At 64.3% G+C, this 20,866-nt stretch carries 16 protein-coding genes; 10 read left to right on the forward strand and 6 right to left on the reverse strand.

Annotated elements, in window-relative coordinates:
* Window positions 1–158 precede the first annotated feature (158 nt).
* A complete protein-coding gene (locus J0O65_RS25420) occupies window positions 159–554 on the forward strand; it encodes a group II truncated hemoglobin (protein ID WP_034785429.1) in 396 nt (131 codons plus the stop codon).
* Between the two features lie 4 nt (window positions 555–558).
* A complete protein-coding gene (locus J0O65_RS25425; protein ID WP_215409936.1) occupies window positions 559–1,944 on the forward strand; it encodes a DNA recombination protein RmuC in 1,386 nt (461 codons plus the stop codon).
* On the opposite strand, the gene J0O65_RS25430 is transcribed toward J0O65_RS25425, so the two are convergent.
* From J0O65_RS25430 to J0O65_RS25450, 5 genes are all read right to left on the reverse strand, one after another.
* On the reverse strand, window positions 1,941–2,867 hold the full coding sequence (locus J0O65_RS25430; protein ID WP_215409937.1) for an MHFG family PEP-CTERM protein: 927 nt from the start codon (window positions 2,865–2,867) through the stop codon (window positions 1,941–1,943). The two genes, J0O65_RS25425 and J0O65_RS25430, sit on opposite strands and share 4 nt — an antisense overlap.
* A 284-nt stretch (window positions 2,868–3,151) precedes the next feature.
* Window positions 3,152–4,999, reverse strand: a complete 1,848-nt coding sequence (moeA, locus tag J0O65_RS25435; protein WP_251373993.1) for a molybdopterin molybdotransferase MoeA — start codon at window positions 4,997–4,999, stop codon at window positions 3,152–3,154.
* A 62-nt stretch (window positions 5,000–5,061) separates the two neighbouring features.
* Window positions 5,062–6,183 carry a GTP 3',8-cyclase MoaA gene (moaA, locus tag J0O65_RS25440; protein WP_285896824.1) on the reverse strand — a complete coding sequence of 374 codons (1,122 nt, stop codon included), beginning with the start codon at window positions 6,181–6,183 and terminating at the stop codon, window positions 5,062–5,064.
* Between the two features lie 30 nt (window positions 6,184–6,213).
* Window positions 6,214–7,554, reverse strand: a complete 1,341-nt coding sequence (chrA, locus tag J0O65_RS25445; RefSeq protein WP_215409939.1) for a chromate efflux transporter — start codon at window positions 7,552–7,554, stop codon at window positions 6,214–6,216.
* Between the two features lie 88 nt (window positions 7,555–7,642).
* Window positions 7,643–10,780 carry an Rne/Rng family ribonuclease gene (locus tag J0O65_RS25450; protein WP_215409940.1) on the reverse strand — a complete coding sequence of 1,046 codons (3,138 nt, stop codon included), beginning with the start codon at window positions 10,778–10,780 and terminating at the stop codon, window positions 7,643–7,645.
* 684 nt (window positions 10,781–11,464) lie between these two features.
* On the opposite strand from J0O65_RS25450, the gene J0O65_RS25455 reads away from it, so the two are divergent.
* The 4 genes from J0O65_RS25455 to J0O65_RS25470 all read left to right on the forward strand — a co-directional run bounded on the left by J0O65_RS25455 (window position 11,465) and on the right by J0O65_RS25470 (window position 14,612).
* A complete protein-coding gene (locus J0O65_RS25455) occupies window positions 11,465–12,460 on the forward strand; it encodes an RluA family pseudouridine synthase (RefSeq protein ID WP_152254593.1) in 996 nt (331 codons plus the stop codon).
* 77 nt (window positions 12,461–12,537) lie between these two features.
* Complete coding sequence (locus tag J0O65_RS25460; RefSeq protein WP_215409941.1) at window positions 12,538–13,197, forward strand: HAD-IIIA family hydrolase; 660 nt, start codon at window positions 12,538–12,540, stop codon at window positions 13,195–13,197.
* Window positions 13,194–13,571: a Rieske (2Fe-2S) protein gene (locus J0O65_RS25465; RefSeq protein ID WP_215409942.1), complete on the forward strand. Its 378-nt coding sequence runs from the start codon at window positions 13,194–13,196 to the stop codon at window positions 13,569–13,571. Before J0O65_RS25460 ends, J0O65_RS25465 begins: the two co-directional genes overlap by 4 nt.
* A 39-nt stretch (window positions 13,572–13,610) precedes the next feature.
* Entirely contained in the window at window positions 13,611–14,612 is a 1,002-nt protein-coding gene (locus tag J0O65_RS25470; RefSeq protein WP_215409943.1) for a S49 family peptidase, read from the forward strand.
* Window positions 14,613–14,986: 374 nt separating this feature from the next.
* On the opposite strand, the gene J0O65_RS25475 is transcribed toward J0O65_RS25470, so the two are convergent.
* Entirely contained in the window at window positions 14,987–15,364 is a 378-nt protein-coding gene (locus J0O65_RS25475; protein ID WP_215409944.1) for a hypothetical protein, read from the reverse strand.
* Window positions 15,365–15,620: 256 nt separating this feature from the next.
* On the opposite strand from J0O65_RS25475, the gene J0O65_RS25480 reads away from it, so the two are divergent.
* From J0O65_RS25480 to flhA, 4 genes are all read left to right on the forward strand, one after another.
* Complete coding sequence (locus J0O65_RS25480; protein ID WP_215409945.1) at window positions 15,621–16,331, forward strand: pseudouridine synthase; 711 nt, start codon at window positions 15,621–15,623, stop codon at window positions 16,329–16,331.
* 87 nt (window positions 16,332–16,418) lie between these two features.
* A complete protein-coding gene (locus J0O65_RS25485) occupies window positions 16,419–17,417 on the forward strand; it encodes a fumarylacetoacetate hydrolase family protein (protein WP_215409946.1) in 999 nt (332 codons plus the stop codon).
* Window positions 17,418–17,556: 139 nt separating this feature from the next.
* On the forward strand, window positions 17,557–18,750 hold the full coding sequence (flhB, locus tag J0O65_RS25490; protein ID WP_215409947.1) for a flagellar biosynthesis protein FlhB: 1,194 nt from the start codon (window positions 17,557–17,559) through the stop codon (window positions 18,748–18,750).
* Complete coding sequence (gene flhA / locus J0O65_RS25495; protein ID WP_215409948.1) at window positions 18,747–20,843, forward strand: flagellar biosynthesis protein FlhA; 2,097 nt, start codon at window positions 18,747–18,749, stop codon at window positions 20,841–20,843. The genes flhB and flhA overlap by 4 nt, the downstream gene beginning before the upstream one ends.
* Window positions 20,844–20,866 lie beyond the last annotated feature (23 nt).

Raw genomic sequence — 20,866 nt, forward strand, 5'->3', positions numbered from 1 at the left:
GGGGGGGGGGGGGGGGGGGCTGACATGCTGGTTTTGTCCTTGGTTTAAAATTGCATAGTATTTGATATAAACTTGAGTAGTCAAGTATATTGTGCTTTTTTGCGGCAGCGGCAGCGGGCGTCGCATGGGCCGCCGACGCTTGCGCTATCATGGCGGCCATGACTGATACCACTGCCCCCACCCTGTACGAGACCATCGGCGGCGCCCCCGTGCTGCGCGAAATGGTCGACCGTTTTTATGACTTGATGGAGCTCGAAGCCGAGTTCGCCGGCATCCGCGTCATGCATCCGCCCTCGACGGACGGTTCGCGCGACAAGCTGTATTTCTTCCTCACGGGTTGGATGGGCGGGCCGGACTTGTATATCGAGAAATTCGGCCACCCGCGCCTGCGCGCGCGCCACTTGCCTTACGCCATAGGCACGAGCGAGCGCGACCAGTGGCTGCGCGCCATGGCCTGGGCCATGGAAGACACGGGCATCGAAGAATCCCTGCGCGTGCGCCTGATGGAATCGTTCTATCAGACGGCCGACTGGATGCGCAACAAACCTGACTGATTCCATGAGCCCAATCGAGTTCTACAGCCTGCTGGGCGCCGCCATCGTCGCCATCGTCCTGTTGCTATTGATCTTGCTGCGCCCGCGCGGCGCGGCCGGCGATGGCGCCACCACCTTGGCGCTGGTGCAGCAGCACCAGCAGCAAAGCCTGGAACGCATCGACCGGGTCGAGCGCGAAGTGCGGCTGCAGCTGCAGGCGTCGGCGCAGGCGACGCGCCAGGACCTGGCCACCAGCCTGGCGCAATTCCAGGCGGCGACCCTGCAGCAACTCGACAGCCTGCGCACGCAGATGCAGGCGCAGGGGAAAGTCGGGCGCGAGGAACAGGCGCAAAGCCTGGCGCGCTTTGCCGACAGCACCAACCAGACCCTGGCTAAACTGATTGAATCGAATGCGCAGCGCATGCTGGAGGTGCGCGCCACCCTGGAAAACAAGATCCGCGATTTGCAGGCTGACAACGGTGCGCGCCTGGAAGAGATGCGCAAGACGGTCGATGAAAAGCTGCACGCGACTCTGGAAACGCGTTTGAGCGCCTCGTTCCAGCAAGTGTCGGAGCGGCTGGAAAAAGTCCATCAGGGCCTCGGTGAAATGCAGCAGCTGGCGCTGGGCGTGGGCGACCTGAAGCGGGTGCTCACCAACGTCAAGACGCGTGGCACCTGGGGCGAGGTGCAGCTGGAAATGCTGCTGGAGCAGGTACTCACTGTCGACCAGTATGCGAAGAACGTGGAAACCGTGCCGGGCAGCGGCGCGCGCGTGGAGTTCGCCCTGAAGTTACCGGGCATGCTAGATGGCGGTCCGCCCGTGTGGATGCCGATCGACGCGAAGTTCCCCAAGGAGCAGTACGAGCGTCTGGTCGAGGCGGCCGAGCGGGCCGATGCCGACGGCGTGGCCGCGGCCGGCCGCGAGCTGGAACGGGCCGTGCGGGGCGAGGCGAAGACCATCGCCGAGAAATACCTGGCGCCGCCGCAGACCACGGACTTTGCCATCCTCTTCCTGCCCACGGAAGGCTTGTATGCGGAAGTGCTGCGCCGTCCTGGACTGGCCGACGAATTGCAGCGCGTGCACCGGGTCAGCATCGCCGGTCCCTCCACCCTGACGGCCTTGCTCAACAGCCTGCAGATGGGTTTCCGCACCCTGGCGCTGGAAAAGCGTTCGTCGGAAGTGTGGCAAGTGCTGGGCGCCGTCAAGACGGAATTCGGCAAGTTCGGCGACGTGCTGTCGCAAACCCGGCTGACCCTGGAGAAGGCGGCGAAGAATATCGAAAGCGCGGAAGTGCGCAGCCGGCAGATGGCGCGCAAATTGAAATCCGTGGAAGCCTTGCCGGGCGAGGCGGCCGCCTTGCTGCTGGGTAAGGCGGATGCTGGACTGTCCGCCGAGGCGGACGGCGACTAGCGCCGGCGGCGCAGTATGGCGCAGGCGCATAGCGCCAGTCCCGCCAGCAGCATGGCCCAGGTGTCGGGTTCCGGCACGGCCGGCAGGACGGACAGGTCGGTCGGCGGCAGCGTCGGCAGGATCACGCTGGGCGGCACGATGATGCCGCCGCCCGCCGGGCCGGGCGGCAAGCTACCACCACCACCTCCTCCTCCTCCGCCACTGCCGCCGCCCATGTCGGCCGGGGAGCCGGTGCTGCCGACGGTACGCACATAATCGAAGGGCAGGAAAGGAATGCTGGCCACCTCGGGCGGCATGGCGCCGCCCGTGAAGGAGCCGCCGCGCAAGGCGTCGGGATTGTCGATCACGGGCACGCCGGCCGCGCCGGAAGGGGCAGGGGCGGCCGGCGCGGCGGCTACGGGCGCGGCGCCACCGGGAGCGGCAGCGCCGGCCGCCGGTGGCGCCGACGCGGGCGCCTGCGTGATGCGGCTGACGTTGCGGCAAATCGTCGGCACCAGGATGCACTGGTCCTGCACGCAATACACGAGTCCCCGTTCCTGCATCTGCTCGCTCCACCCCGCGCGCGTGACATTGCGGCACACCCGGCCCGGGCCGAAATGCATGTCGCTGATGCGCGCGTTGTAAGCGCCCTTGCCGCGGATGGCGTCGCGGCTGATCACGACGATTTCATCATACTGGCGCGCGCGCATGCGCTGCTTCAATTCTTCGCGCACTGGCGGCGCGATGTCCGTATAGCGGTCCACGGCCGCCACCACGTCACCCATGAACGGGTCGACGCCGGGACGGTTCCAGCTGCAGTTCTCCAGCACGTCGGCCCGTGGGGCCCCCTTGGCGTAGGCGGGCAGCGGCGTCAGGGATGCCATGCCCAGCAGGCAAGCTGCTCCCAGCACGCTGGCGCCCGCGATCCATGAACGGTGTTTCATTGGAAGTTTCCTCGTGAAAACAATATCAAAATTGAACTTTTTATCTAGGCTCAGATGTTATCACCGAAGAAACTTCAATATCAACTAATAAATAAAATTATTACAATTAGTGTTGTGTTTGTTTATTCGTTTATCGATGGAAATGGTTAATATTTTTATCTCTCTAAGGGGCGGTTGCCGTGCGGGCGATGTGATTGCGAGGGGGCAATGCAAACGGCCCGCGCAGGGCGGGCCGTCTTGGTGGGGGAGGCGCCGGCGCGGTCAGCCTGGCCGGCGGTGGCGCGTCAGGTCAGCCCGTGGAGCAGTACGATGTCGACCAGATCGCCGGCCGCCACGTGGCCTTGTGCTTCGTGCAGCACGATCATGCAATTGGCTTGTGTCATCGAGCGCAGGATGCCCGAGCCTTGCGCGCCCGTCACGCGCACGTGCTGGCGTCCGTCCGCGCCGCGCTCGACGATGCCGCGCTGGTATTCCGTGCGGCCCCGTTTCTTGCGTATCGGTGCTTGCGTCGCCACCTGCAGCAGCGGCAGGCTGGACGTATCCGCATCGGCGCCCATCAGGCGCAGCAGGGTTGGGCGGGCGAGAAAATAAAACGCCGCCATCACGGCGACCGGGTTGCCTGGCAAACCCAGCAGCAAGGCCGTGTCGCCCTCGCTGGCAATCGGGCCAAAGGCCATGGGGCGGCCCGGGCGCATGTTGATTTGCCAGAAGGCCACTTTACCGAGGCGCGCCAGGATCTCGCGCGTAAAATCGGCCGCGCCGCTGGACACGCCACCCGAGGTGATGATGACGTCGGCCTTGGCGCAGGCGCCGCGCAAGGCCGCTTCCAGCGCCTGCGGATGGTCCTTGACGATGCCCATGTCGAGCACTTCGCAACCGAGGCGTGTCAGCATGCCCAGCAGGGTGTAGCGGTTGCTGTCGTAGATGCAGCCCGCGGCTAGCGGCTCGCCGAGCGAGCGCAATTCGTCGCCCGTGGAAAAGAAGGCCACGCGCAGGCGACGGCGCACGGGCACCGTGGCGATACCCAACGAGGCCAGCAAACCCAGTTCGGCCGGACCCAGGCGCTTGCCCTGCAGCAGCGCAGGCTGGCCCTGCATCAAGTCCTCGCCCTTGAAGCGGCGGTTGTCGCCAGGACGGATGCAGTCCGGCGCCAGCGTGATGCTGCTGGCGCTGGCTTGCCGCACCAGTTCCTGCGGCACCACGCTGTCGCAGCCGTCGGGCATGACGGCGCCCGTCATGATGCGCGCGCATTGCCCGCGCCCCACGCTGACCGTGCCGGGGCTGCCGGCCAGGATGGTGTCGACCACGGCCAGGGTCACGGGCGCATCGCCGCCCAGGTCGGCGCCGTGCAGCGCATAGCCATCCATGGCGGAATTGTCGTGCGCGGGCACGCTGATGGGCGAGATGATGTCGGCCGCCAGGATGCGCTCGAACGCTTGCGGCAGCGGCAGTGCCTCGATGTCGGCCACGGGCGCGACGGCGTCGGCCAGGATGGCTTGCGCCATCGGCACGGACAAGCCCTGCGCCTGCAAGGCGGCCAGCTCGTCCGGGGTATTGATGTTGCCGAATGCGCTATTGTTCTCGAACAGCACTTCAGTCAGTTTCAAGGGACCGTGCCAGGTGCGCATGCGGCGCTCGCCGCTGCGCAGATATGCATCGAGCTGGGGCAGGGCGGCGGTCTTGACGAGACAAAAGACGGGATGCGGGCGGCGCACGGCCGCTCCCGTCGCCGCGTCGATTTCCTCGGTGACGGCGATGGCCAGGTCGGCATTGTCCTGCGTCAGCCCGGCCGCCAGGCGCGTGGCCAGGTCGGGCGGCAGCATGGGCGAATCGCAGGGCACGGTGAGCAGGTATGGCGTGCTGGCGTGATGCATGCCGCTATGCAAGCCGGCCAGCGGACCGAGCTGGCCCGGCAGCGCGTCCGGCCACACGGGCAGGCCGAAGCGGGCGTAGTCGCCGGCATCGGCGTGGACACTGAGGGCCAGCTGGCCCACTTGCGGCGCCAGGCGCTGCAGCACGTGGCGCGCCAGGGGCTGGCCATGCAGGGGCAGCATGCCCTTGTCGCGCTGGCCCATGCGCGTGCCGAGGCCGCCGGCCAGGATCAGGCCGGTAATGTCGTGTTTGTTGATCATGTCAGGTAGGAAAATTGGTGCATGCGCCATGGTAGCAGCGGCGGGCGTGCGCCGCGCCCGATTCAGCCGCCGATATACGACATTTCCACTTTCTTTTTACCGTGCTCAAGCGCACCGCCCGTCAAATCCGTCTGGCTGGTGCGCAATTGCGAATAGCGGTCGCCGCGGTCGCGCCACAGCTGCGCCACGGCCGAGGAGATTTCCGCGTCGCTGCGGCCGCCGCGCAGCAGGCTGCGCAAGTCGTGGCCGCTGCTGGCGAACAGACAGGTGTACAGCTTGCCCTCGGTCGAGAGGCGGGCGCGGCTGCAGTCGCCGCAGAACGCTTGCGTGACGCTGGAAATGAGGCCGATTTCGCCGCCGCCATCCGCATAGCGCCAGCGCGCCGCCGTCTCGCCCGCGTAGTTCGGGTCGATGGGCAGCAAGGGCATGTGCGCGGCGATGCGCCGCACGACGTCGGCCGATGGTATGACTTCCTGCAAGTTCCAGCCGTTCGATGCGCCCACGTCCATGTATTCGATGAAGCGCAGGATGTAGGGCGTGCCCTTGAAGTGGCGCGCCATCGGCACGATTTCCTGCTCGTTCATGCCGGCCTTGACGACCATGTTGATCTTGATGGGACCCAGGCCCGCCGCATGCGCGGCGTCGATGCCGTGCAGCACGTCGGCCACGGCGAAGTCGACATCGTTCATGCGCTTGAAGGTGGCGTCGTCGAGCGAGTCGAGCGACACGGTGACGCGGTTCAGGCCCGCATCCTTGAGCGCTTGCGCTTTTCTGGCAAGCAAGGAACCATTGGTCGTCAGGGTCAGGTCCAGCGGCTGGCCCGACGGCGTGCGCAGTTCGGCCAGCATGGCGATGAGTTTTTCGATATTCTTGCGCAGCAGCGGCTCGCCGCCCGTCAGGCGGATCTTTTCCACGCCGTGCGCGACGAACAGGCGCGCCACGCGCGTGATTTCCTCGAACGACAGCAAATCCGTGTGCGGCAGATACACGTGGTTCTTGTCGAACACGTCCTTGGGCATGCAGTACACGCAACGGAAATTGCAGCGGTCGGTAATCGAGATGCGCAGGTCGTGCAGGGGCCGGCCCAGGCTGTCGGCCATGTGGCCGCTGGGGCTTTCCAGCCGCGCGGGAATCGCCGGTGTTCCATTGCGGGCCTTGGCGAGGTAGATAATCTTGTCAGCCATGAAAGTGTGATGCCTGGTGCGTAAAGTCATTCAAGGCAGATACGATAGCACGAGGCCGAAAATGGCACAGGCGAGCAGCAATTTGATGGTTCCCACTTGAAACCTGATCAGCGCCACGCCGGCCGCGAGCGCGATGGAAATCGCCAGCCAGTCCCAGTGCGGCAGCGGGTTTTCTTGCCAGAACACATGGTGGCCAAAGAACAGGGCCAGGCTGGCGATGACGCCCACCACGGCCGCCGAGATGGCCGTCAGGGGCGCGCTCAGGCGCAAATTGCCGCGCGACGCTTCCACCAGGGGCGCGCCGGCCAGGATGAAGAAGAACGAGGGCAGGAAGGTGAACCAGCTGGCGACGAGCGCGCCGCAGACGCCTGCCAGCCACAGGTGCTCACCCGTCACGGCATGGCTCCAGCCGCCCACGAAGCCGATGAAGGCGACGATCATGATCAGGGGGCCGGGCGTCGTCTCGCCCAGCGCCAGGCCATCCATCATCTGCGTGCTGCTGATCCAGTGGTAATGGTCGGCGGCGCCCTGCACCAGGTAGGGCAGCACGGCATACGCGCCGCCGAACGTCAGCAGGGCGGCCTTGCTGAAAAACACGCCCATCTGCGCCAGCGGCTGGTCCGCCCCGCCCGCCAGCGCCAGGCCCAGCCAGGCGAGGAAGGCCAGGGCCAGGCCGACGGCGGCCGTGCCCAGCAGGCGAGGCCAGCTGAAGCGCGCGTGCTCCGGCGTGGGCGTGTCGTCATCGATCAGGGCGGCGCCGTAGCGGGCCGCGCCGCCATGGTGGGCGCCGTTGACATGGAAGTGGGCCGGCAGCCAGCGCCCGCCGGCCATGCCCAGCAGGGCGGCGGTGAACACGATCAGGGGAAATGGCAGCCGTAGCGCGGCGATGGCGACAAATGCGCCCGCCGCGATGGCGATCAGGCCGGGGCTGCGCAAGGTGCGGCGGCCCAGGCGCCAGGCGGCCGCCAGCACGATGGCGACGACGGCCGGCTTGACGCCGTACAGGACGCCGGCGATGGCGCCCACGTGGCCATACGCCATGTACAGCCAGGACAGGGTGATCAGCAGCAGCAGCGAGGGTAGCAGGAATAGCAGGCCCGCCACCAGGGCGCCGCGCGTGCGGTGCATCAGCCAGCCGATATAGATGGCCAGCTGGGTCGCTTCCGGCCCCGGCAGCAGCATGCAGTAGTTCAGCGCGTGCAGGAAACGCTGCTCGGAAATCCAGCGCCGCCTTTCCACCAGTTCCGCATGCATCATGGCGATTTGCCCGGCCGGGCCGCCAAAGCTGACGCAGCCCAGCTTGAGCCAGTACCAGAAGGCGCTGCGCAGGCTGACGGGGGCGGGGCGGGGAAGGTTGGCGTTCTCGTACATGGCGGCTGGCTGGCAAAGAAGTGGACGTAAAAAAGGGGAAGCCTGAGCTTCCCCTTTCGTCAATGGCGGCTGGGCGAACCCTGCGCGCTTAAGGACGTTGCGTGTTGACCTGGATCAACGGCTCATCCGATTGCGGCGGCAATGGCTTGCGTTCGCGCGGCTTGCGTACCGGAGCGACTGCCTTGGCGGCCGCTTCCTGCGCCAGGCGCAGTTTTTCCGGATCGGTGGCGGCCAGGGTCAGGCCGGCCGAACCGAGCACCGCGTTCAAGTCCAGCGGCGCGGCCACGGGCGCGGCAGGCGCCGGAGCCGGAGCCGGAGCTGGAGCTGGAGCTGGTGCCGCCACAGGGGCTGGTGCCGGAGCAGGAGCAAGAGCAGGAGCAACGTCGGCAGGCACCGGGGCGGCTTCCACCACGGCAGGCGCCGCTTCAGCTGCTGGCGCTTCCTCGATCACGGCGATGGCTTCCACCAGCGGCGCGGCTTCCACCACTGGCGCCGCTTCGACGATGACTTCCGCCGGAGCAGGCGCCGGTGCGGCTGGTGCTGGTTCGGCGGCGGCTGGTTCAGCTTGTGCTGCGGCCACTTCGACAGGGGCCACCGCTGCGGTTACTTCAGCAACTGGGGCGGCTTCCGCGGCAGGAGCGGCTGCTTCGGCCTTGGCGATGTCCGCCACCTTGGCCACTTCCACCACTTCGACCACTTCCACAACTTCAGCCACGACGGCTGGCGCGGTGTCGGCTGCGGCTTCCACTGGCGCTGCGACGGCGACGACTGCGGCGGCAGCCACGACGGCGACCGGTGCAGCATCAGTTGCCGCTTCCGGCGCTGGAGCGACCGTAAAGCTGATCACGGGCGCGTCCTGGCCTTCGCTCTCGCCGTTTGCCGATTCGATCAGCTCGCCCGTTTCACGGTCGCGGCGGTTGCGGTTGCGGCCGCCACGACGACGGCGGCGGCGCGGTTCTTCGCCTTCCACGTCGTTTTCCGTCTCTTCGCCTTCAGGACCGGCATTCGCCGGCGCTTTCAGCAAGTTCGTTGGCGCGGCATCGGCGGCAGGACCGCTGGACGGCACGACGACGTTGACGGCGGTGGCGGCAGCGCCGACCAGTGCCAGCTCTTCCGCTTTCACTTCAGCAACAACAGCCTTGTCGGCGCGTGGTTCGCGCGCTTCGCGTGGCTGGCGTGGCGGACGCTCCGCACGTTCCGGACGCTCGGCGCGTTCAGGGCGCTCGCCCCGTTCGCGTGGCGCCGCTGCCGTATCGCCATTCTCGCGCGCTTCACGCGGTTCGCGTGGCGGACGCGGCGGGCGTGGCGGACGGGCCGCCTTTTCCAGTGCTTCCGCTTCCTTCGCCGCATCGTCCTGGGCAGGACGGCCCTGGCCCGGTTCGCGTTCTTCGCGGCCCGGCTTGCCGTTGCGGCCACGGCCACGCGGGCCACGGCTGTTGCGGTCGCCGCGGTCGGCGCCGGCCGGCTTGACCGGCGCGACAGGGGCAGGCGCTGGCGCCACCGGTGCCGGGGCGCCGGTGAAGAAGCTGATGATCTTGGCGATCAGTCCCTGTGGCGCGGCAGGCGCGGCCACCGGAGCCGGTTTCGCTTCGACGGGCTTGCGCTCGACCAGCGGTGCCGGCTGGTCAGGGGTGATCGTCTTGACGACGGCTTCCTGGCGCGGCTTGGCTTCTTCCTTCTGGCGCTTGCTGTAAGCCATGTCGGTTTCAGCGCTTTCGGCCAGGTTGTAGCTGGCCTGGCTGTCTTCCAGACGCGGATCGTCGTGCTTGATGCGTTCCAGCTTGTAGTGCGGCGTTTCCAGATGCTTGTTCGGGATCAGGATCACGGCGATGCGGTGGCGATTCTCGATCTTCAGCACTTCGCCGCGCTTTTCGTTGAGCAGGAAGGCGCCCACGTCCACGGGCACCTGCACGTGGATGGTGGCCGAGTTTTCCTTCATCGCCTCTTCCTGGATGATGCGCAGCACCTGCAGGGCGGACGATTCCGTGTCGCGGATGTGGCCGGTGCCGGAGCAGCGCGGGCACGTCACGTGCGAGCCTTCGGACAGCGAAGGGCGCAGGCGCTGGCGCGACAGTTCCATCAGGCCGAAGCGGGAAATCTTTCCCATTTGTACACGCGCACGGTCATGGTGCAGCGCATCTTTCAGGCGCTGTTCCACTTCGCGCTGATTCTTTGCCACTTCCATGTCGATGAAGTCGATGACGATCAGGCCGCCCAGGTCGCGCAGGCGCAGCTGGCGGGCCACTTCCTCGGCCGCTTCGCAGTTGGTGTTGAAGGCGGTCGTCTCGATGTCCGAGCCGCGCGTGGCGCGCGCCGAGTTGACGTCGACGGAGACCAGTGCTTCGGTATGGTCGATCACGATGGCGCCGCCCGATGGCAGCGGCACGGTGCGGCTGTACGCCGTTTCGATCTGGTGTTCGATCTGGAAGCGCGAGAACAGCGGCACGTCGTCGCTGTAGCGTTTCACGCGGTGCACCATGTCGGGCATCACGTGGCTCATGAACTGGTGCGCCTGGTCGTAGATCTCGTCGGTGTCGATCAGGATCTCGCCGATGTCGGGCTGGAAGTAGTCGCGGATGGCGCGGATGACGAGCGACGATTCCTGGTAGATCAGGAAAGCGCCGTTGGCCGACTTGCCGGCGCCTTCGATGGCGCGCCACAGTTGCATCAGGTAATTCAAGTCCCACTGCAGTTCATCGACGTTGCGGCCGATGCCGGCGGTGCGGGCAATGACGGACATGCCAGCAGGCAAGTCCAGTTTATCCATGGTTTCGCGCAATTCCTGGCGCTCTTCACCTTCCACGCGGCGCGATACGCCACCGCCACGCGGGTTGTTCGGCATCAATACCAGGTAACGGCCGGCCAGCGAGACGAACGAGGTCAGGGCGGCGCCCTTGTTGCCGCGCTCTTCCTTTTCGACCTGGACCATGATTTCCTGGCCTTCGCGCAGCGCTTCCTTGACGGAAGCGTTACGCACATCGACGCCTTCGCGGAAATACGTGCGGGCAACTTCCTTGAAAGGCAGGAAGCCGTGGCGGTCTTCGCCATAGCTGACGAAGCAGGCTTCGAGCGATGGCTCGATGCGCGTGATCACGCCCTTGTAGATGTTGGATTTGCGCTGTTCGCGCCCGGCTGTCTCGATATCGATGTCGATCAGTTTTTGTCCGTCGACAATCGCTACGCGCAGTTCTTCTTGCTGCGTGGCATTAAACAACATGCGTTTCATTTTTATAACTCCGCGACCCGTAGGCCATCTCAAAGCCGCTTCCGGGGAAGCGGCGAAGTACAGGGATATATGCGAGAACGGGAGTGCTGGCGGGGGAAATGCCCAGGCGTGCGGAGCAACAACGCGTACGAGGTATACGTTACGGCCGCAACAGGCGCGGTGAGGTCGATCGTCATGCCGAGTGCACGGGACACTTGCAACTCATCTGAAACAGCCCGGATGCCGGGGGCAGAGAATGCAAGTGGTCAGCAAATTCAGAGCCAAATCGTAAGCCGGCTCATTACAGGGATCGCGATGGCGAGGCTTGGCCTCAGCCTATTCATCGACAACCCTCAGTATTGTGGCCGCATACGGGGTTCGGCGAAAACGGCAAGCGTTATCAACTTCATCAACCCGCGAGCCCGACTCGATAAGTCGCGCTAACGGGTACTTATCCTTATAATCCCACACTCACTTCAGCATCTCCACGCGTTATCCGATTACAACTACGGTGCAACCTTGATTCGCGCAGGGATGGTGCATATACATTTTTTTCCACCGAATTTGCAATTTGGCGAGGCCGGTGGAGACGCCCCTGTGTAAAATGTGCTTTTATTCTTACACTCGCAGCAGCCAGGGCCGCAGCAAAAACAATTATATATTCAAAATGAAGGACTTAGAGAGATTTCTGGGAAGACATAGTAAATGAAGAGTCAAAATGATGTTGTTCCCCCTTCAACACCCCCGGTTCAGCCGCAAGCCCAATTCGTCACGATCGCCGAGGAAGAAGCAGGCCAGCGTATCGACAACTACTTATTAAGAGTGTGCAAGGGAGTGCCTAAAAGCCACATCTACCGGATCTTGCGATCGGGAGAAGTGCGGGTCAATAAAGGCCGTATCGATCAGCTGTACCGTCTCGCCGCCGGCGACGTGGTGCGCATTCCCCCCGTGCGCGTGGCCGAAAAGGCGCCCACGGGCGCGCCGGCCGCCGAGTTCAAGATCATCTTCGAGGATGCGCAGCTGCTCGTCATCGACAAGCCGGCCGGCGTGGCCGTGCATGGCGGCTCGGGCGTCTCGTTCGGCGTGATCGAGCAATTGCGCGCCTCGCGCCCCGACGCCAAGTTCCTGGAACTGGTGCACCGCCTGGACCGCGACACGTCCGGCTTGTTGTTGCTTGCAAAGAAACGTTCCGCATTGACGAATTTGCACGAACAGATGCGCGACGGCGTCACCGACAAGCGCTACCTGGTACTCGTGGCCGGCGACTGGAAGAATGCGCGCCAGCATATCAAGTTGCCGCTGCATAAATATACGACGGCCGAGGGCGAGCGCCGGGTGGCCGTGCAGGCCGATGGCCTGGCGTCGCATACGGTGTTTTCACTGTTGCATAAATATCACAACTTCGCCTTGCTGGAAGCGGAATTGAAGACGGGACGCACGCACCAGATCCGCGTGCACCTGTCCTCGTCCGGTTTCCCCATCGCCGGCGACGATAAATATGGCGACTTCGCCCTCAACCGTGCCCTGTTGAAAGCCGACAGCACGCGCGGCGCCCTGAAACGCATGTTCCTGCACGCGCATCAAATCACGTTCACGCATCCGGAAACGGGCAAGAGCATGACCCTGAACGCACCGCTGGCTGCCGAATGCGAGCGTTTCTTGGTAAGCTTGGGCAAACCATTGGCTGTTGCCGCACGTTAAGTGTGGCCGGGACTATCCACAAGATAGTCAGGCCATCATTCATTCTCAAGGAGCCGGCGGCTATGCCGTCGGGAAACATGGCAAGAAAGCAATTTGATCTGATCGTCTTCGATTGGGACGGTACCCTGATAGACAGTACCTCGACCATCGTCAAGTGTATCCAGGCGTCGGCCAAAGACCTGGGCTTGCCAATTCCCACCGAGCTGGTCGCTTCGCACGTGATCGGCCTGGGCTTGCAGGAGGCCATGCAGCTGGTGATGCCCGACGTGGAGCCGAAATACCATGCGCGCATGGCCGAGCGCTACCGCTATCACTACCTGTCGCGCGATCACGAGCTGGCGCTGTTCCCCGGCGTCCACGAGATGCTGCAGGAACTGTCGCAGCAGGCGTACTTTCTGGCCGTCGCCACGGGCAAGAGCCGTGTCGGCCTGAACCGTTCCTTGAACGCCGTCAAGCTGCTGTCCCTGTTCGATGCGACGCGCTGCGCCGATGAAACGTTCTCCAAGCCCCATCCGGCCATGCTGCAGGAGCTGACGCGCGAACTGGGGCAGGACATGCGCCGCACCGTGATGATAGGCGACACCAGTCATGATTTGTTGATGGCAAGCAATGCAGGCGCGGCCGGTATTGCCGTAGAGTATGGAGCGCATCCGGTGGCGCAGTTGCAAGCTTGCAATCCCCTGTATTCGGCCGCCACGGTGGCGGACCTGCATCAATGGCTGAGCGAGCACGCATGATGGGCGAGGCTGTCGACGTTTTCATTTGCGCCGCCGACGCCGTCGCCGATGGCGGCAAGGGCGTGCGCTTTGCCGTCTCGGCCGGCGGTGAAGCGACCACCGGCTTTGTCGTGCGCCATGGCGGCAAGGCATATGGTTACCTGAACCGCTGCGCCCACGTACCCATCGAACTCGATTGGGCCGAGGGCGAGTTTTTCGAGTCCAGCGGCTTGTACCTGATGTGTTCGACGCATGGCGCCATCTATGTGCCGGAAAGCGGCTTGTGCGCGGGCGGCCCCTGCAAGGGAGGGCGCCTGCGTCCGATCGCCGTGGCCGAGCGCGATGGCCAGCTGTACTGGCAACCCGACGAGTATGTCCAGCCATTGCCGGCCTGAGGCCGGGGCAGGCCTTCTGTAATTTAAGCAAAGTGAACCATGAGCGATAACACGAACGACAAGCTGGACAGCAGCGCGCCAGCCGCCGGCCACGGCGACCCTGCGGGGAACTGGGAGCGCGCCGTGCTGGAAAAGCTGGTATTTGCCACTTTGCAAGAGCAACGCGCGCACCGCCGCTGGAGCATCTTCTTCAAGATCTTCGGCCTGCTGATCGTGCTGTTCGCCCTGTGGGTGTTTTATGACTACAACACGGCCGACGATGGCGAGACCCTGGGCCGCCACACGGCCCTGATCGACATCAGCGGCGCCATCGAGTCCGAAGGCAGCGGCTCGGCCGCCGTCGTCATCCCCGCGCTGGACAAGGCGTTTTCCGATAGCGGTTCCGTCGCCGTGGTGCTGCATATTAATAGTCCGGGCGGCAGTCCCGTGCAGGCCGGCATGATCGTCGACGAGATGCAGCGCCTGCGCAAGGGCTATCCGGACAAGCCCCTGTATGTGGTGGTCGATGAGATGTGCGCCTCGGGCGGCTATTACATCGCCGCCGCCGCCGACCGCATCTACGTCAACAAGGCCAGCGTGGTCGGCTCGATCGGCGTGCTGATGGATGGTTTCGGCTTCACGGGCGTGATGGAAAAGGTCGGCGTCGAGCGCCGGCTGCTGACGGCGGGCGAGAACAAGGGTTTCATGGACCCGTTCAGCCCCCTGACGGACAAGCACAAGGCGTATGCGCAAGGCATGCTCAATGAAATCCACCAGCAATTCATCGACGTGGTGCGCGCGGGACGGGGCAAGCGCCTGAAGGAAACGGCCGATACCTTCTCGGGCCTGTACTGGACGGGCGCGAAAGCCGTGGAAATGGGCCTGGCCGACGATTTCGGCACCGTCGACAGCGTGGCGCGCGACGTCGTCAAGGCGGAAGACATCGTCGACTATACGCAGCATGAAGGTTTGCCGGAACGGGTGTTGAAGAAGTTTGGCGCTGCCATGGGCGCCGGCGCCATGAAGGCGGCCGTGCAGCAGTCACAACCGGCGTTGCGCTGAAGATATCACTCTTGGCAGGCAGGCAAGCCAGTCGAGAATGATTTTCAATAAGATGGTAAATTGGCTTGAAAAAGGGGCTGCTTGGGCTATAGTGAAAGCGTAGTTCTTTTCAAGGAGGGGCGATATATCAACTATGTTGTCAGTACTAACTTGATTGGCAGGTCTTGGAACTACTTGCCACATCGCAGATGTGGTTTTGAGTGAATTTACATTCCTCACTAAAGTCCCGATGGGGCTTGGGAACGGCGGCGCAATGCCGCCGTTTCCTTTTGTGCGTGGTTCGTGCTCGAAGGGGCGGGCTCGCCGGCGGTGTCTGGGCGTGCGGGCAGGGCAGGCATGCGAGGGTGGGGCATGGCTGGTCGGGCGTGCCGAACTCAGACGGCGCAGCCGTTGCAGTGCGCGGGCTGCGGGGCGGCGCTTGCTTGCCGGGCCGGCGCGGTTGCTGCGCTGCTGCTGGTGTCGGGCGGCATGTCCGCCATGGCGGGCGCGTTCACGCTCACGTTGTCGGCAGCCGCATCCGCCTGCGCAAAACCGCCCAGTTCCAGCCAGCACATGAAATGGCATTGCGCCTCGGCATGCCAGCGTGTCTGGCTCGCCGGCGAGGGCCGCCCGTCCGCCTCCTGCGGCGCAGCGGCGTTGCTCCAGCGCGCCACGCCGAGTCTGACTTTGTGCATGGCCGACTGTTCCGTGGCGATGCGCTGGCGCATGTCGGCGATGCTCCCTTGTAAGGCGATGGTATCGGTATGCTTCATACAATGTCCTTGTCAGTGATTGCCTTGCTATTATTCCTAAGGCTCGTTAGGCGGATTCCTAACGAAGTTTCAGTCTATCAATGCGATATTCCGAGCGCTTGATATATCTCAAAGGAATCATCCATTTCTCGCCAAATCTCACCTTGTTCTTTTTGGTATTTCTGCGTGCGCCATGGTTTGGCGCCGCTGGCACCGTCGCGCGGGCGCCAGGCGCCGCCGCTTCACGCTGCCAGCCGCTTCTGGTAAAGTCACGCCCATGAGTAAATTATCCCTAGACCGCATCCTGCAATCGCAGGGTTTTGGCACCCGTAAATATTGTCGTTCCCTCATCGAGGATGGCGATGTCGTCATCGATGGCGTCACCCAGACCAATTACCGCACCACCGTCGAGACCGAAGGCCTGGTGCTGCACGTGTTCGAAGAAGAGTGGGTGGTCCGCATGCATGTGTACCTGGCGCTGAACAAGCCCGCCAACTTCGAGTGCTCGCGCAAGCCCAGCCATCATCGTGGCGTGCTGACCCTGCTGCCGGAGCAATTTACCTGGCGTGAAGTCCAGCCCGTCGGCCGGCTCGACCACGATACGACCGGCATGCTGCTGATGTCGGACGATGGTGCGTTTATCCATGCACAATCGTCGCCGAAGCGTCACGTTCCCAAAATTTACCAGGCCACCACCCAAGAGCCCGTGACCGATGAGCTGGTGGCGCAGCTGTTGGCCGGCGTGCAATTGCACGACGAGCCGGCCCCGCTGGCGGCCCTCGTCTGCGTCAAGCGCGGAGAATTCCAGCTGGAAATCGTGCTCGAGCAAGGCAAGTACCACCAGGTCAAGCGCATGCTGGCCGCCGCCGGCAACCATTGCAGCGCGCTGCACCGTTCCGCCATCGGCAGCCTGACCCTGGAATCGCTGGGCATCGCCGAAGGCGAGTGGTGCTATCTGACCCCGGAACAGTTGGCGCTGCTGGCCTGAACCGCTTCCTGACCGTCAAAGCCGGGACTTCCCGGCTTTTTGGCGTCTTTGGCCTCCATTGTCTGCATTTGACGAAGTTTCCCGCACATGAAATTAGCAACCCTGAAGGATGGCACGCGCGACGGCCAGCTGGCTGTCGTCTCGCGCGACCTGAAAACGGCCCATCTGGCCGACGGCATCGCCTCGACCCTGCAAAAGGCGCTCGACGACTGGAGTTTCATCGCGCCCCAGCTCGATTTGCTGTACCAGACCATCAATAGCGGCCGCGGCCATCGCGCCTTCGAGTTCGACACCGCCAACTGCATGGCGCCCTTGCCGCGCAGCAGTCTGCGCGTGGCCGGCGCATCCTATTTGCAGCAGATCGAGCGTGCCTGCAAGGCGGCCGGCACCGAGGCGCCCGCCAACCTGCGCGACGCGCCACGGATGTACCAGGGCGCCAGCGACGATTTCCTCGGCGCCCACGACGATATTGTCCTGGCGCACGAGCAGTGGGGCATCGATTACGAGGCAGGCCTTGCCGCCATCACGGACGACGTGGCCATGGGGTCGACGCCGGACCAGGCGCACCTGAACATCAAGCTGTTGATGCTGGTCAACGACATCACCCTGCGCAACCTGGCGCCCGACGAACAGGCGGGCGGCTACGGCTTCCTGCAAGCGAAGCCGGCCATGGCCTGCTCGCCCGTCGCCATCACGCCCGACGAGCTGGGCGACGCCTGGCGCGGCGGCAAGGTGCATTACGCGCTGCGCTGCAGCCTGAACGGCAAGTTGACGGGCCAACCCCACGCGGGCGCCGACATGGCGTTCAATTATCCGCAATTGCTCGCCCATCTGTGCCAGACACGCAACGCGCGCGCCGGCAGCGTGGTCAGCGCGGGCGGGGTCGCCAACAAGGAAGTCAAGAAGGGGTTTTCCAGTATCGTTGAGCGACGTAACCAGGAGATGATCGCCGATGGCGTCGCCAGCACGCCATTCCTGCTGTTCGGCGACGTCGTCCGCCTGGAGATGCTGGGCGATGACGGTAAATCCCTGTTTGGCGCTATAGAACAAACGGTGAAACAGGCGGAAGCACGCAAGACCCGCTAAGGTTACCGGAGAGTAAAGGAAATACAGGGCATTTGTCCTCCTGTTCCGCCGATGGCAAGCAGGCACTAGACTCGATAATGCTCCATGCCCAGTCCGTATTGCGCCTAGCCAGGCCGCGGGACTTCACCGGAGTTGATTGATGTCGGAAGACAGCGACGCAGAAAAGACCGAAGCCGCGTCACCGAAGCGCCTCGAGCAGGCGCGTGAGGAAGGCGACGTTCCGCGATCGCGTGAAGTGGCAACGTTTACGGTGCTGATGGCGTCCGGCTGCTGCCTGTGGTTTGCCGGCGACGCCATCGTGCGGCGGCTGACGGCCGTCATGGTGTCCGGGCTGACCCTGGACCGGGAGCAGATCCTCAATCCCGACGCGATGATGCTGCGCATCGGCTACGACGTGGGCTCGGTCTTGCTCACTTGCCTGCCGTACGCGCTGGCCATCATGCTCGTCGCCCTGGCCTCGCCCGTGCTGGTGGGCGGCTGGCTGTTCAGTTCCAAGGCGTTCACGCCCAATTTTGGCAAGCTCAACCCGATTCGCGGCCTGGGCAATATGTTTTCGAAGAATGCGCTGGTGGAATTGCTCAAGGCCATCGCCAAGACCCTCGTCGTCGGCATCGTCGCCTGGATGGTGATGCAGCATCAAAAGGACGCCGTGCTGGGCTTGTCGGTCGAATCCTTGCGCTCCGGCTCGGCCCATCTGATCAGCCTCTTGATCACGGCCTTCCTGCTGATCGTCGGCGCGCTGGGCCTGATCGCCGCCATCGACGGCCCCTACCAGATGTGGCACTACGCCAACAAGATGAAAATGTCCTTGCAGGAAGTCAAGCAAGAGTCGAAGGAGTCGGACGGCAATCCGCAGATCAAGGCGAAGATCCGCCAGATGCAGCATGAAATGTCGCGCCGCCGCATGATGGCCGACGTGCCGACGGCCGACGTGGTCGTGACCAACCCGACCCACTACGCGGTGGCGCTGAAGTATGGCGAGAATTCGCGCGGCGCGCCGCAGGTGGTGGCCAAGGGCGTCGACGAGGTGGCGGCGAAGATCCGCGAACTGGCGGGCGAACACAAGGTCGCCATCCTGGAAGCGCCGGCCCTGGCGCGCGCGCTGTACAAGCACACGGACATCGGCGACGAGATTCCCGAGGCGCTGTACGGCGCCGTGGCCGAGGTGCTGGCCTACGTATTCCAGTTGCGCAGCTATGGCAAGGGCCAGGGCGATCGCCCCGACAAGCCGAAGAAACTTGACGTGCCGCCCGAGCTCGATCCGCAGAACCCCGCATCGCAGACCCCGCCCGCAGCCGGCGCGGCAGACCAGAATAAAGGAAGCACACCATGAACGGCCTGACCATGCCAGCCTGGCTCAGCGGATTGAAGGGCAATGCCAGCAAGGGCGTCGCCGCGCCGGTCATCATCATCATGCTGCTGGCGATGATGGTGCTGCCGCTGCCTGCCTTCATCCTCGACATCTTTTTCAGCTTTAATATCGCGCTGTCCATCATCGTGCTGCTGACGGCGCTGTACACGGTCAAGCCGCTCGACTTCATGGCGTTCCCGACCATCCTGCTCGTGTCGACCATGCTGCGCCTGTCGCTGAACGTGGCGTCCACGCGCGTGGTGCTGACGGAAGGCCATACGGGCGCCGACGCGGCCGGTAAAGTCATCGAGGCCTTCGGTCACTTCCTGATCGGCGGCAACTACACGGTCGGTATCGTGGTCTTCATTATTTTGACGATCATCAACTTTACCGTGGTGACCAAGGGTGCGGGCCGTATCGCCGAGGTGGGCGCCCGTTTCGCGCTGGACGCCATGCCCGGCAAGCAGATGGCCATCGACGCCGACCTGAACGCGGGCCTGATCGGCGAAGACGAAGCGCGCCGCCGCCGCACGGAAGTGGCGCAGGAAGCGGAATTCTATGGCGCCATGGACGGCGCCAGCAAATACGTGCGCGGCGACGCCATCGCCGGCATCATGGTCACCGTCATCAATATCGTCGGCGGCTTGCTGGTGGGCTTGCTGCAGCACGACATGGGCTTTGCCGATGCGCTCAAGAACTACACCTTGCTGGCCATCGGTGACGGCCTGGTGGCACAGATTCCTTCGCTGATCATTTCCACGGCGGCCGGTATCGTCGTCTCGCGCGTGGCCAGCGAACAGGACATCGGTACCCAGCTGGTGGGTCAATTGTTCGCCAAACCGCAAGTACTGTATATTACCGCCGGCATCATCGGCGGCATGGGGCTGATTCCCGGCATGCCGAACATGGTCTTCATCCTGCTGGCCTCGCTGCTGGCCGGCTCCGCCTATCTGATCGGCAAGACGCGGGCGCAGGCGAAGCAGGCGGCCGAGAAGCCGGCCGAGGCGCCGCAAGCGACCGTGGCGCCCGAGCAGGAAGAAGCCAGCTGGCAAGACATCATGCCCGTCGATACCCTGGGCCTGGAAGTGGGCTACCGCTTGATCCCGCTGGTCGACAAGACGCAGGGCGGGGAATTGCTCAAGCGTATCAAGGGCATCCGCAAGAAATTCGCCCAGGAAGTGGGTTTCCTGGCGCCGCCCGTGCATATCCGCGACAACCTGGAATTGAAGCCGTCCGCCTACCGCATCACCCTCAAGGGCGTGGAAGTGGGCGTGGGCGAGGCGTTCAACGGCCAGTTCCTGGCCATCAATCCCGGCATGGCCAGCGGCACCTTGCCGGGCCTGGCCACGAACGACCCCGCCTTCGGCCTGCCCGCCACCTGGATCGACGCCAGCCTGCGCGACCAGGCGCAATCGATGGGCTACACGGTGGTCGATGCGGGCACCGTGGTGGCCACGCACCTGAATCACCTGATCACTTCGCACGCGTCCGAACTGCTGGGCCGCGCGGAAGTGCAGTCGCTGCTCGATCACCTGGGCAAGGAATCGCCGCGCCTGGTGGAAGACCTGGTGCCGAAGATGCTGTCGCTGTCGACCCTGCAAAAAGTGCTGCAGAACCTGCTGGCCGAAGGCGTGCACATCCGCGACATGCGCACCATCATCGAAACCCTGGCCGAGCATACGGTCAGCACGCAAGACCCGAACGACCTGACGGCGCTGGTGCGCGTGGCCCTGGGCCGCGCCATCGTGCAGCAATTGTTCCCCGGCGCGGCCGAACTGTCCGTGATGACGCTCGACAGCCGCCTGGAGCGCCTGCTGATGCAGGCGATGGGCAATGGCGGCGATGGCGCCGGCATCGAGCCGGGCTTGGCCGACACCATCGCGCACCAGGCGGGCCTGGCCGCGCAGCAGCAGGAAGCGCTGGGCCTGACGCCGGTGCTGCTGGTGCCGGCGCCGCTGCGCGCCTTGCTGTCGCGCTTCCTGCGCCGCGCCTTGCCGCAACTGAAAGTGCTGTCGCATGCGGAAGTGCCGGAAACCAAGACCATCCGCGTCACGGCGCTGGTGGGGGCGCAATAGTTGGCTTTGTCAATGCCGGGGTC

The organism is Janthinobacterium sp. JC611, from assembly GCF_018682595.1.
Lineage (GTDB): Bacteria > Pseudomonadota > Gammaproteobacteria > Burkholderiales > Burkholderiaceae_D > Janthinobacterium.

Bases quoted from the DNA above. Each gene is read 5' to 3' on its own strand.
- J0O65_RS25485 (WP_215409946.1), top strand. From the start codon at position 16,419: ATGAAATTAGCAACCCTGAAGGATGGCACGCGCGACGGCCAGCTGGCT.
- chrA (WP_215409939.1), bottom strand. From the start codon at position 7,554: ATGTACGAGAACGCCAACCTTCCCCGCCCCGCCCCCGTCAGCCTGCGC.
- J0O65_RS25480 (WP_215409945.1), top strand. From the start codon at position 15,621: ATGAGTAAATTATCCCTAGACCGCATCCTGCAATCGCAGGGTTTTGGC.
- flhA (WP_215409948.1), top strand. From the start codon at position 18,747: ATGAACGGCCTGACCATGCCAGCCTGGCTCAGCGGATTGAAGGGCAAT.
- J0O65_RS25470 (WP_215409943.1), top strand. From the start codon at position 13,611: ATGAGCGATAACACGAACGACAAGCTGGACAGCAGCGCGCCAGCCGCC.
- J0O65_RS25430 (WP_215409937.1), bottom strand. From the start codon at position 2,867: ATGAAACACCGTTCATGGATCGCGGGCGCCAGCGTGCTGGGAGCAGCT.
- J0O65_RS25455 (WP_152254593.1), top strand. From the start codon at position 11,465: ATGAAGAGTCAAAATGATGTTGTTCCCCCTTCAACACCCCCGGTTCAG.
- J0O65_RS25425 (WP_215409936.1), top strand. From the start codon at position 559: ATGAGCCCAATCGAGTTCTACAGCCTGCTGGGCGCCGCCATCGTCGCC.
- J0O65_RS25460 (WP_215409941.1), top strand. From the start codon at position 12,538: ATGGCAAGAAAGCAATTTGATCTGATCGTCTTCGATTGGGACGGTACC.
- J0O65_RS25450 (WP_215409940.1), bottom strand. From the start codon at position 10,780: ATGAAACGCATGTTGTTTAATGCCACGCAGCAAGAAGAACTGCGCGTA.
- J0O65_RS25465 (WP_215409942.1), top strand. From the start codon at position 13,194: ATGATGGGCGAGGCTGTCGACGTTTTCATTTGCGCCGCCGACGCCGTC.
- moeA (WP_251373993.1), bottom strand. From the start codon at position 4,999: ATGATCAACAAACACGACATTACCGGCCTGATCCTGGCCGGCGGCCTC.
- J0O65_RS25420 (WP_034785429.1), top strand. From the start codon at position 159: ATGACTGATACCACTGCCCCCACCCTGTACGAGACCATCGGCGGCGCC.
- flhB (WP_215409947.1), top strand. From the start codon at position 17,557: ATGTCGGAAGACAGCGACGCAGAAAAGACCGAAGCCGCGTCACCGAAG.
- moaA (WP_285896824.1), bottom strand. From the start codon at position 6,183: ATGGCTGACAAGATTATCTACCTCGCCAAGGCCCGCAATGGAACACCG.
- J0O65_RS25475 (WP_215409944.1), bottom strand. From the start codon at position 15,364: ATGAAGCATACCGATACCATCGCCTTACAAGGGAGCATCGCCGACATG.